General features: G+C 47.1%; 9 protein-coding genes. 4 read left to right on the top strand and 5 right to left on the bottom strand.

Features of this window, described 5'->3' with window-relative positions; translation table 11 throughout:
- Positions 1–9: 9 nt before the first annotated feature.
- Positions 10–327 (bottom strand): metalloregulator ArsR/SmtB family transcription factor, encoded by a 318-nt coding sequence (locus MKX98_RS07285; protein ID WP_194541348.1) that lies wholly within the window; start codon positions 325–327, stop codon positions 10–12.
- A 145-nt stretch (positions 328–472) separates the two neighbouring features.
- Between MKX98_RS07285 and MKX98_RS07280 the strand changes: the two genes are divergently transcribed.
- The 4 genes from MKX98_RS07280 (at position 473) to MKX98_RS07265 (ending at position 8,419) form a co-directional block, all read left to right on the top strand.
- Entirely contained in the window at positions 473–1,279 is an 807-nt protein-coding gene (locus MKX98_RS07280) for an AraC family transcriptional regulator (RefSeq protein ID WP_339222340.1), read from the top strand.
- Between the two features lie 82 nt (positions 1,280–1,361).
- Complete coding sequence (locus MKX98_RS07275) at positions 1,362–2,327, top strand: proline dehydrogenase family protein (protein WP_194541346.1); 966 nt, start codon at positions 1,362–1,364, stop codon at positions 2,325–2,327.
- Between the two features lie 173 nt (positions 2,328–2,500).
- On the top strand, positions 2,501–6,328 hold the full coding sequence (locus MKX98_RS07270; RefSeq protein WP_339222338.1) for a copper amine oxidase N-terminal domain-containing protein: 3,828 nt from the start codon (positions 2,501–2,503) through the stop codon (positions 6,326–6,328).
- A 378-nt stretch (positions 6,329–6,706) separates the two neighbouring features.
- Entirely contained in the window at positions 6,707–8,419 is a 1,713-nt protein-coding gene (locus tag MKX98_RS07265) for a cellulase family glycosylhydrolase (protein WP_339222336.1), read from the top strand.
- Between the two features lie 179 nt (positions 8,420–8,598).
- On the opposite strand, the gene MKX98_RS07260 is transcribed toward MKX98_RS07265, so the two are convergent.
- The 4 genes from MKX98_RS07260 to MKX98_RS07245 all read right to left on the bottom strand — a co-directional run bounded on the left by MKX98_RS07260 (position 8,599) and on the right by MKX98_RS07245 (position 12,731).
- Positions 8,599–10,527, bottom strand: coding sequence for a PAS domain S-box protein (locus MKX98_RS07260; RefSeq protein WP_194541343.1), 1,929 nt, complete (start codon positions 10,525–10,527; stop codon positions 8,599–8,601).
- 153 nt (positions 10,528–10,680) lie between these two features.
- A complete protein-coding gene (locus tag MKX98_RS07255; protein WP_339222334.1) occupies positions 10,681–11,421 on the bottom strand; it encodes an SDR family oxidoreductase in 741 nt (246 codons plus the stop codon).
- Positions 11,408–11,794, bottom strand: a complete 387-nt coding sequence (locus MKX98_RS07250; RefSeq protein WP_339222332.1) for a MerR family transcriptional regulator — start codon at positions 11,792–11,794, stop codon at positions 11,408–11,410. Before MKX98_RS07250 ends, MKX98_RS07255 begins: the two co-directional genes overlap by 14 nt.
- 82 nt (positions 11,795–11,876) lie before the next feature.
- Entirely contained in the window at positions 11,877–12,731 is an 855-nt protein-coding gene (locus MKX98_RS07245; RefSeq protein WP_339222331.1) for an aminoglycoside phosphotransferase family protein, read from the bottom strand.
- Positions 12,732–12,811: the final 80 nt, after the last annotated feature.

Genomic DNA, 12,811 nt, shown 5'->3' with positions numbered 1-12,811 from the left:
TCAGGATGTTTAAGGAGATTCATCCTCATCCAGCAGCCTCTCCAGATCATTCAGCTTATTCGTCCAGAACTGCCGGTAAGGCTCCAGCCAGTGGTGGATTTCCTCCAGGGGCTTGGCATTCAGACTGTACACATGCCTTTGTGCCTCTTTCCGCAGCGAGACAAGACCGGCTTCCCGCAAAATGCGCAAATGCTTGGACACGCCTGGTTGGCTGAGCTGCATGAGATCTACAATCTCGCCTACCGTGCACTCTTTCACGCGCAGATAGTCCAATATCGTCCTGCGGTTCGGTTCTGCCAATACTTCAAAAAGGTTATCGTTCAACATGTTTATTATATTACTTTATAGTTATATTTCTGTAAAGTTATATACAAAGACGGACGCAATCTTTGAACAAACATAACGCCTTCCTTATAATGAATCTATTGATGTTTGAAGGAAAGGACTGACGGTAATGCCCGATATCATTTTTTTGCGTGATCCTGACCTGCCGTTTCTTGAAATTAAAGAATGCGATACTATAGACAATCTTTCTTATAAGAAGCATTTTCACGAAGAAATTTCCATTGGCCTCATTGAAAAGGGAGCCACCCGCGTATGGTCGGCCGGGAAACGGTTTGAAGCTGCCCAGGGACATATTGTGCATTTTCCGCCGCTGCTCCCTCATGCCTGTCATCCCGAGAATCCTGCAAACTGGAAGTACACGATGATTTTTATCCATCCCCGGTGGCTCAGTCAAACCTCTTCGGACTATAATTCCAATTTCCGTCAACCCCATGTGCCCATCCTGCATCCGAAATATCAGAACGAACGATCCCGGCATCTGATCCATTCCTGCAGGACCCTGCTACAGCAAAATGCCACTCCCCTCGAAGTGGAGTCCATGCTTATGGCATTAATGCGGGAGACGGGTCTCCTTCAAGAGGAAGCCGCTTTGGCGTCTAGCGGCAGCGTTCATCGATCCCCGGCTATTCTGCGAGTGAAGCAGTATCTGGATCATCATTACAAAGATCGCATTACACTTGATATTCTGCAAGGCATCTCCGGAGTCAGCAAATTCCACCTGATTCGGATGTTTGCAGAATCCTATCATCTTGCTCCCCACGCTTATCAGAATTTATTGCGCATCAATTACGCCAAAGAGCAGTTACTTCAAGGAAAAGCCATAGCCGACGTTGCTGTGGAGACCGGGTTTTACGATCAGAGCCATTTCACGAGAGCTTTTGCCGGTTGCGTAGGGACAACGCCACTTCGGTATGCAAAAGCAGCGACATCTTAAACAAACCGCAATTTTATACAAGACCCTCTCGCCTATACGTTGATAGAATCACAGGAGATCTTAATCAAATGAGGTGTTTAACTTGAACGATTCATTAACGGAACTGGCTTTTGCCGACGCTTTGAAGTCAGTCGCCCGTAACCTGCAACTTAAACAGTACGTCCAGCAATCCGCCGAATGGTATCCGATCCTGCTGCGTGCAGCAGAGCGTTTTGTCACGGGCGATGTGCTGGAACAAGGTTTGTCATGTCGGGATGCTCTGGACGCCAAAGGTTATCGCACTTCGCTGGAGTATATCGGGGAGAATACGCTGACTGAAGCGGAATGCACGCACGCTTTCCTGGAGTTTACTAAGTTAATTGAAGCTTGTGCGGAACAGAGGACAGGAACCCGCATTTCACTCGACCTGTCCCATATCGGATTATCGGTAGGCGAGGATTTGGCATACCGGCATCTTCTCGGACTGGCTGGCCAAGCCGAGGAAGCTGGATTGGAGCTGGTCATCAGCATGGAGGAATCCGCCAAAACGGATGCCATCCTTAAACTGTACAGAAAAGCTTCGGCCCAATTCACGAATGTCGGTATTACTTTGCAAGCGCAGCTCCCGCGAAACTTGGAAGATCTCGAAAGAATTCTTGCCGACGGCTCCGGCACGATCCGTATTGTGAAAGGTGCTTATCAGGAACAAGAGGGGCACTATATTCCCCGTTCCGAGATGCTGACTTCGAGATATGTACAAATGGTGGATTTATGCATTCAAGCAGGCAGGCCCGTATCGGTCGCCACCCATGATGAAAGGATCCTGCGGCATATCACCAGCAACGAAATGTATCGCGACTCAGCCGTCGAGCTTGAAATGCTGTATGGCATACGTCCGGACCTGTCCAGACAAATGAAAGATGACGGCTTCCCTATTCGGATTTATCTGACTTACGGTGAGGAATGGTTCCTGTACCTGTGCCACCGCATCGCCGAGTACCCGCCGAATATATACGATGCAGTGACTCGGTCGATCCTGGGCGGCACCGATACAATTAAACAATATTGATCAACATCAGCAGGGAAGAAACGGCAGAAACACGCTGTTTCTTTCTTTTTTATGACTAGGTACTAAAAAATATTTTCGGATTGCCGATGTTATAGTTGAAACTTTATTCTAGGCCAATGCGTCATATTGTAGAGGAAAATAATAACAAAGCTAAATTTCAGGAGGTTGAGTGTGTGAAAAGAATATGGACTGCCTTGCTAGCAGCTATACTGTTAATCCCCATGACATTCCAATCGCAGGTACAGGCGGCAGTGAACATCAGCGTCTTGATTGACGGCGTCAAGCTGTATACGCCTCAAGCGCCTGTCATGATCCAAGGACGCGTCATGCTTCCGATGAGATCCATCTTCGAAGCCTTGGATGCATCGGTCAAATGGAATCAAAAAACGAAAACCGTCACAGCGACCAAGGATGGCACAACCGTCATTCTAAAAATCAACTCCAAGACGGCCACCATCAATAACAAGACGGTAGCGCTGGATGTTCCGGCGAAAAACTTAAAAGGCAACACCATGGTGCCGGTACGCTTCGTAAGTGAAGCCCTCGGCCAAAAAATCGGCTGGAATTCCAAAACGAAAACGGTCACCGTCAAAACAACGAACAATTCAGGCGGCGGAAATAATACCGGTATCGTGCCTGTAAATTATGTGACTCTTCGGGACATCGGTAATACCGGCGACGGCCGCGATCTGCAGGTGAGCTTCTCCAAATCATCCACCGAGTCTTTAATTTCGCATTATCGGGTGATGATTGTAAAGCAGTCCAAGACGTTAAACCAATCTGAGGCACAGCGCGTGTCCTCGGCAGCTTACACAACGGTGTACCCATCCGGCTCGGATCCGACGCTGACCCTCACGTCGGGCTCAAGGGATGTGGATAATGATCTGATCCGCGATAACCAGGCTTATAAAGCCTACGTATTGGCAGTCAGCAAAACAGGCGGTACATATGCCCTTTCCTCGGCTTCGCCGTCGTTGACGCTGACCAACACCAATTCAGTAAACGGAGCAACCAACGTGAAGGCAAGCGATGTGAGCGACTATGGCGATGGCCGTGATCTGCAGGTCAGCTTCACGCGTGCCCAGAATGAGAGCAATGTAACCAACTATCGAGTGTTTGCCGTAAAAACGAAGGATGCTGCCAAGTTTAATCTGACGGCTGCCAAATCCGTTCAAAGCCAAAATTACACGACGGTAAGTAAAACCAGCACGACGAATACAACGCTGTCCACGACGCTGAGTTCTTCCGCTCGTGATACGTCAGGGGAGCTTATCCGCAGCGGAGTCGCTTACACCGTGTTCGTCCAGTCTGTGAGCAGCAATGAGAACGTGCTTGCAAGCAACCTGTCTTCAGGTTCGTCTTCCATCACCCTCAGCACAGGCAATGCAACGGTTCCATCCATTACGCAGGTGACGGATATCAGCGATTATGGTGATGGCCGCGATCTTCGCGTAAGCTTTAACAAGGTATCCAACGAATCCAACATTCACTCTTATCGCGTGTTTGTCGTAAAGGACAGCAATTACAACAGCTTCAACTTAAGCAAAGCCAATGGTGTATCCAGCTACAACTACACCCAAGTCAACAAAACCGGGAATAACATCAACAACTTGACGCTGGCATCGGGGGCTAGAGACGTAGACGGAGCAACGATTCGTAGCGGTGTGTACTATCGCGTATTCGTCATGGCCGTGAACAATAATAACTCCAATAATAACGTGCTGTCTGCGCCATCTAACTCCATCATCTTGAGTTCCAGCTCCAATGTGGGCGCGGTTACCAGCCTGTCTGTCACCGACGTGAACAACTACAATGACGGACGCGACCTGCAGGTGTCATTCACCCAGCCGTCCGATCGTTCGAACATCAACTATTACCAGGTATTCGTTGTAAAATCATCCGATAGCTATTTCGATCTGTATAGAGCCAATAACTTAAACAACAGCTATTATTACACTCAAATCAATAAGAACAACAGCAGCAACTACATTACTCAAACCCTGAATTCCAACAGCCGTGATATCGATGGAGAGCTCATTCGCAATGGTATCAGCTATCGCGTATATGTCCTGTCCGTAGGCTATTCGGGTAATAATGCATTATCCAATTACTCATCGATTACGCTTGGAAACAACAATCAGGGCAATGTAAACCCTGTTTCCACGCCAACCTTGTCCATTATCGGCAATAATGGTAACGGAAGTGACCTAAGAGTCTCCTTCAATCCAGCAAATGGTGAAAACTTCATCGATCATTACCGGATTCTCGTTGTGAAGTCATCCAAGAGCCTGAGCGTGTCCCAAGCTTATGACAACAAGAATTACACCACGGTTTACAAAACCGGCGGCACCATCACTCGGGATTTGACTAGCACGACGAAGGATTCCGACGGGGATCTCATTCAAAGAGGTTCAAGCTACCGTGTGTATGTCTTATCGGTAGGCTACTCGAATTACGGCAGAGCACTTTCATCGGTTTCTCGTGACGTAACGATACAAGGCGTGACGGAAGTTGGTAAGGCTACGAATATTACGGCAGCGGATGAGGGCAATGAAGGTAACGGAAGTGATCTGAAAGTAACTTTCTCCCACGCCAGCGGAGAAGGTAATATTGATCACTATCGCATTTTTGTAGTCAAATCATCCAAGAGTCTGACATTATCCCAAGCGCAATCTAACCATTATTACACACAAGTGTATAAAGCGAACAGTTACAGTCAAAATTTAGGTGCTAATGCCCAAGACACAGACGGTGAGCTGATTCGGAATGATCAAGGCTATCGCGTGTATGTCTTATCGGTAAGCAATAATTCCTCCAGATACAGCGATGCTCTATCCGCTCCATCAGGCGAAATCAAACTGCAGGGAGTAAGTCAGGTAGGAGCAGCAATTAATGTTCGAGTGATTGATGATGGTGATAAAGGTAACGCTAGTGACCTGAAAGTATCCTTCACTAAAGCTGCAAACGAACAAAATATTAGTGAATACCGAATCATCGTTGTAAATGAATCCGATTTGAACAAATTCAATCTAGATGTTGCTAATGGACTCCCAGCAGAAAGCTATGTTACCGTCTTTCCCGGCACTAACCATAATGGCAATCTCGTAGAAGGCACCCGAGACGCGTTCGGAAACGAGATTGCTAACCAACAAAAATACCGTGTGTATGTTCTATCAGTCAGCAACAGTAAGAATATTAAGAACACGCTCTCGAAAGCTTCCAATTCCGTAACATTGGAAAACCAAACAGCACTGGAGATTCCTTCCGCAGTGAAGGCAGAAATTGTAAGTGGAAATGGTAATGCCAGTGATGTTGCTGTCAAGTTCACGGGAACAACTACAGGGATTAAGGAATATCGAATTATGGTTGTTCCTTCAGATAATACCTTGGAATTAAAAGGAGCTGAAGGGATAAAGGATACCAATCAATACACTGTAGTTAAGCCTAAAGCAGGCGAAATAGAGCAAAAATTAACCAACTCGAAAGACGTGAACGATGTTGCCATATCTGAGGGTAAGGAATATAAAGTTTACGTTCTCGTGGTAGCGAATGGAACAACCCAAAACCCTATTGGCTTATCTCGACCATCCGAGAACTTCACCATACCCGCCCCATATCAAGCTTCGGCCGTTAAAGCCAGTTTGAATAAGGACGAGAAGCTTCAAGTTGAATTCACGAAAGCGATCAATGAGGCAAGCATGGATAGTTATCGGCTGTTGTTTGTGGCAAAAACAGATATCAAAGATTTCAATCTTCAAAAAGCAACAGCAGCCGTTGCCAAAGAGGAAACAAATGTTGCAATTAAACCAAGTGGCGTTAATATTTCAAAACTAATCGATATCCCAACGGTAGATGCATTAAACCAGACTATTAAGACTGATACGGAGTACGCCGTCTATGTTTTTTCAAAGCTAAAAGATCAAATAAATGTGCAGACAGCTACTCTGCTCTCTAAACCATCTAATACCTTGAAATTGCCGACAGCTACAGCAACTCCGTAAAAATTCGGTTAGCGGTATAGAAGTTTCCCATCAAACTTCCAAACGCTTCAGTCCCAAAAGAGCTGACCCTCATGTCAAACTTGACCATGAGGGTCAGCTCTTTTTTTATCCCTTTCCACCCATCAAGCCCTCTCCAAAACTACCTGCCATCTTATAACTAATTTTCACATGATTTTATGAGGAATTATCCGGGTACTTCCAAATGGGAAAATATGATAATTTATAAATTAGAAAGCGCTTTCAACATACACTTGGAGGTGAATGTCTGCTCTAAATCCTTTCGTGATAACTAGAACCTCAACACCCGACAGATACCTCACACGAAGTCACTCTATTTAAAAACACCGATTTACAACTTCATTACAAAAGGAGATGCTAATGATAAACCTGAATAAGAAATCCCTATGTTCCTTAGCACTTATCGCTGTTCTAGTCCTTTCACTATTCCCATCTTTCGCATCCGCTGCGAAAAACGAACATTCAAGATCTCCAAAGAAAAATCCCCAAGCCTACGTCAACGATATGCAGCCCGGCTGGAACCTTGGCAATTCGTTGGATGCCGTGGGGGCTGACGAAACAGCATGGGGAAATCCGCGCATCACCAAAGCCTTGATCAACCAAATCGCGGCACAGGGATATAAGAGTATCCGCATTCCGGTAACCTGGAACACCCATATCGGCAGCGGGCCGAACTATACCATCGACACTGCTTACATGGACCGGGTACAGGAGGTTGTCGATTGGGCGCTTAAAGCCGATCTGTATGTCATGATCAATGTCCATCACGATTCTTGGCTATGGATCAGCCATATGGAGAACAATCGCAATGAGGTCGTTGCCAAGTACAACGCCGTGTGGACTCAAGTTGCCCATCGCTTCCGGAACCATTCCAACAAACTGATGTTTGAAAGCGTCAATGAACCTCGTTTCTCGGATGGAGGGACCACCGATGAAACGAAAGCATTTCAGATGCTGGACGAACTTCAAACGTCATTCCATCGGATTGTCCGCGGCTCTGGAGCACGCAACGCAACCCGGCCGCTTGTGCTATCTACCCTGGAGGCCTCTCCAACCCAGGAGAGAATGAGCGAACTATATAACACCATGACGAAGCTGAATGACTCCAATCTGATTGCGACGGTCCATTATTATGGATTTTGGCCGTTCAGTGTGAACATCGCGGGTTATACCCGTTTTGAGACGGATACCCGGAACGATATCGATCAAACATTCAACAATGTGTATAACACCTTTATCGCCAGAGGGATTCCCGTCATCCTGGGTGAATATGGACTGCTTGGCTTCGACCAGAGCACAGGAGTTATTGAGCAGGGGGAGAAACTGAAGTTCTTCGAGTATCTAACCTATTATCTCAAAGAGAAGAACATTACCCATATGCTATGGGACAATGGCCAGCACTTTAAGCGAACCGCTTTTACCTGGTCCGATCCGGAGCTGTACAACATCATGAAGGCGGGTTGGAGCGGTCGTTCTTCCACGGCTGACACCGATCTGGTCTTCGTAAAAAAAGGAGCGGCCATCCAGAATAAGAGCATCCCTTTGAACTTAAACGGCCACACGTTAACCGAAGTCCGCACAAACGGACAACTGCTAGTTGCCGGGCAGGATTATACGCTTAACGGGAATGCGATCACGTTTACGTCCAGCCTGCTGTCCAGACTGACTTCATCCGGCCAATTCGGCGTGAATGCTGTATTGACGGCCAAATTCAACCGCGGTGCGGACTGGAATTTCAGGGTCATCTTCCATGATAAGCCCGAGCTTCGCAACACGCAGGGTACAACCGATTCGTTCAGCATTCCAACGACGTTCAACGGAGATCAGCTAGCCACGATGGAGGCGGTATACGCGACGGGAGGCAATGCAGGACCGCAGGACTGGACCTCCTTCAAAGAGTTTGAATATACGTTCTCCCCATCCTACTCGACGGATGAAATCAAGCTCAAGCCTACCTTTTTTAATGAGGTCAGAGACGGAGAAGTAATTCTTAAATTCCATTTCTGGAGCGGCGAGGTCATCACCTATAAACTTACGAAAAGCGGAAGCAGCGTAACCGGTAACGCTTCTTAGGACATCCTTTATAACATTAACGGCCTGTCGAGATTCTTCCCGCAGGCCGTTTTTCATTCACTATGACTGCAACTCCCATACACGCGACGGCAGCCTAGCAGCTGCATACTGCATGCGAATTCGTTCCTATAATTAGAATGAATAAAAGCTCAAGCGACATCACTTGAGCTTTCATCTGTTTAGGCTTGAGACATATCTCGCTCAGCCAGAAACTTATCAATAATGCCCGAGATAACATTCATGCTGACAGGCTTGCTTACATACTCATCCATGCCCATCCCTAAATATTTCTCACGATCGCCCTTGATCGCATGGGCCGTAACGGCCACGATAAAGGGCTGTTTTTCGGATGATACCGATTCTTTAATGAGCCGGACCGCTTCCGTTCCATCCATGAAGGGCATCGAAATGTCCATGAACACGATGTCATACGGGTAACGCTCGAAGGCTTCAACCGCTTCGAGTCCATTCTGGACGGTGGTCGAATGGTATCCCAGCTTCTCAATCATTTTCTTGAGGACTAACTGATTCACCTCATTATCCTCGGCAATCAAAATTTTCAGATCGTTTCCTGAGGAGTGATTCTCGTGAACGGCCCCATTCTCCTGTTGATTGACATCATTCGGCTTAAACGAAAAATCAACCGTAAACGTAAAGACAGACCCCTGCTGGTTCTGATTCTTCTCATACCAGATATCTCCGCCCATCAACTGAACGAGTTTTTTGCAGATCGCCAGACCCAGCCCCGTTCCTTCCACCTGGCGGGTCATATAGTGGTCCACTTGATAAAAGGGTTCAAATAACTGCGCAACCTTCTCACTCGGCACGCCAATGCCCGTATCCATAACGGAGAATTGGATAAGGGCCGAGTTCCCCTGGTCCTCGACACACTGCACAGCGATGGAGACGGCGCCATTAGGCGTAAATTTAATCGCATTACTAAGCAGGTTCATTAAGATCTGCCTTAGCTTTGTCACATCCCCATACACTTGATTCGGCACGTCAGAAGCTACAGAGGTGGTCACCTCAATATTTTTCTCCAGCGCCTTCGGAAGAATCAGGTTCAATGTCTCGGACAAAGCCGTTCTTAGATTAAATGTTTCCTCCACCAGCTCCGTTCTGCCCGATTCGATTTTTGAAAAGTCCAAAATATCATTGATGATGTTCAGAAGGGTTGTCCCGCTTTTCTTAATGATCTGTACATACTCCCGCTGTTCCTCATCAAGCTCTGTTTCAAGTATCAAGTCCGTCATCCCGATCACACCATTCATCGGTGTGCGGATCTCATGGCTCATCATCGCCAGAAACTCGCTCTTGGCGTTATTTGTCTTCTCGGCTGCTTCCTTCTCGATGATGAGTCTCTTCTGCTCTGTCATATCCTTGGCAATAATGTAAAAACCCACATTCTTGTTATGAATGACAATCGGTGCAAGCGTAGCTAGCACTTCAACCGTGTGTCCGTTTTTGTGATGGATAACGTTTATAGCTTTCTCGACAGCAACATAATCCGCTAAAGGAGAAAGTATACGAGCAAGATGACGTTCACCGATCAAATTGGAAATCCGGGTTCCAATTAATTCGGGAATTTTAAAACCAGTCAGCTGCTCTGCCATCTGGTTCCCGTTAATGATCCTTCCCTCCAGATTGAAGGAAATGATCGCATCATGGTTATACTTCTTCAGCGAGGTATAGCGTTCAATGCTCTCCTGGAGCCTTTGCTCGGCAACCTTGCTGTTGGTAATATCAACAATTTGCGAAATGAAAAACAAAGGAGTTTGATCCTTTTCGTCACGAACCAGAGAAACATGCATCGATGCCCAGATGCCACGGCCGTCTCTATGTACGAATTGTTTTTCCACCGCAATGGTTGAGGACGTCTCATCCAAAGATTGAAACAGCTTATCTTTATTGTTAATGCAATCAGAATAAATATAATCGGTTGCCGGCTGTGCCATCAATTCTTCTTCCGTCAAGCCAAACATTTTGCAAGCCGCAGGATTTACGCTGATCCAATTTCCATCTATCGTAACCAGGGCAATGCCAATTGGAGCACTTTTGTAGACATGTTCAAACAAAGCCTGATGGCCAAAAATGTTGATATCACTCATACTCTGCACCTCCTGATACCGATTATTATACATCAGCATCTTCGAAATGGGTCTTTTTCAGAGTATTTTTATATTGCTAATCATTAGCAGCGTCATCCATCGGTAAACCAAACAATAGATGTCATCCCTTGCATAGCGAAAATTCCCGCCACATCACCAAGCGATTCGCTGCCGCTCACGGAAATACTCCCCGCTAGGCCCATCATCCTCCATCGTCGCCAGCCAAACAGCCGTATCAGCCCCTTCGGCAACGGTTAACGGAGCATCCTCACCGCCCATATCGGTCTGAACCCGGCCCGGGCAAACCGCGTTTACCTTTATACCGGCACAGGCTACCTCCTGCGAGACGAGGCAGGTTAACGCATTCAGCATCGTTTTGGAGATACGGTAAGCCGAGGACGACCCTTTTAAACCGTAACCATCCTGCATGATTTCGAAAGCACCAAGACCGGAAGAGATGTTTACGATACGCCCATAATGATGCTTCTTCATCAGAGGGATCGCCGCCTGCGTCATACGAAAAGCACCAAAAAAATTCGTCTCCAGCGTTTGCCGCACGACCGACTCCTCTACATCCAGCACAGAAACCCCTCGGTCCAAAATAACCCCGGCATTGTTCACCAGCACGTCAAGACGGCCGTAGTCTGATTGTATTCGCTCCATCATCCGTGCCACATCGTTGATTTCGTGGACATCCGCCACCTGCAGCTTTACATCGAGCCGGGCCGCAAGCAATTCCTGGACAGCTAACCTCCCCTTCCCTTCGTCCCGGGACGTAATGATCACCTGAAGTCCTTTGGCAGCAAGCTGCCTTGCAATCTCTTTTCCAATTCCGCGGTTGCCCCCCGTCACGACAGCAACTCGCTTCACAACCAGCCCGTCAACCTTGTTCATTACGCCGATCCCCCTTGTCCAAAATAGCTTCCCATGCCTTAATGTTCTTCTGCAAATGAATTTCCGCCTGCTTCAGCAGCTCGATCTGCAGCTGGATATCATCCAGCTTCCGCTTACCTACCTCAATCGCATTCGGAAGACATTCGATTCTGGGCTGCTCATCAAATGCACATTGGAAAAAACTCATAATCTCCTTCACCGTCAATCCCAGGCTAAAATACATCTGGATCAGCCGAACCCGCTCGATATCCGTCTCCCTATATTCACGGTAGCCATTATTCTGACGGTCCGGAGATAATAGTTCCTTCTCCTCGTAATAACGCAAGGAACGCAAACTTACGCCCGTTTTACGTGACAACTCACTAATATGCACACGCAGCAGCTCCTATTTCATTCGGTTAACCGCATTGTAAACCATCACATGATGTGAAGGTCAATCCGGAATTTCACAAGCATCATGCAATCCACGATCTCAAGTAGTCCATGGCATAAACATAATCTTTTGCCCATTCGGAAAAAGCAAGCTGCGGATCCCAAGTAACTGCACCAATCGCTTTGGCGCATCCCCAATCCAATATACGCTGATGGAGCATATGCACTCTAAATCGATCAACAAAGCCTTCCTTATTGGCAGAACCCTGCAAGTACATCTGTACAAAATGCCGCGCTGCTTCCTGTTCCTCGAAATCCCAATACATAATCACCATCTTGGGCAAATCCGCTGCTCCATCCCCAAAATATCCGGTCGTAAAATCAAAAATGCCGCTGATTCGCCACGCCTGACGAACCGTATCATACGCTACCAGCATATTCTCTGCCTTGAAATCCCCCATAACAAAAGTGGGGGAGCAATGCTTATCGAACTCATCCGCCGAGGCACGCAGCACCTCTTCAACCCATTCCGTATCGGCTCGGGTGATCTGGGAATATTGCTTGGCATCCTGTAACCAAAACCGAATCCGGTTGTAGAGCCACTCTTTATAAGATCCCTCAAACGGGCGGATCTTTAGTGTTTGCGGGTCGAGCTCGCCATACTGATTCACTGTCCAGCCGTGCATTTCATTTAAAATGTTGGCTGCTGAAGAGGCAATATCCATTCGATCCGCTGCGCCAAGACTTGCTCTACATTGTGGATCATTCATATGTACGCCATGAAGACGGGGCATGATCGCGTAACTCCAGCCGAAAATATCGCTGGACTCATCCAGCAGATACGGAGCCGATAAAGGCAGTGATGTATATTTTTGCAAATAGTCCGTATAAAATTTCTCTTCAGCGAACTGCCCTGCATAAAGGGGATTTCCCTTCAATACATAGCTTCCTTTGCTCGAGTTAATGAACAACGTCTGATTTCCTACTCCCTTAGACGTTTTCTCAGCTGAAATGAGGT

Origin of the sequence: Paenibacillus sp. FSL W7-1332 (assembly GCF_037969785.1) — a bacterium.
Classification (GTDB): domain Bacteria; phylum Bacillota; class Bacilli; order Paenibacillales; family Paenibacillaceae; genus Paenibacillus_AQ.
This window is presented reverse-complemented; position numbering and strand designations above follow the sequence as displayed.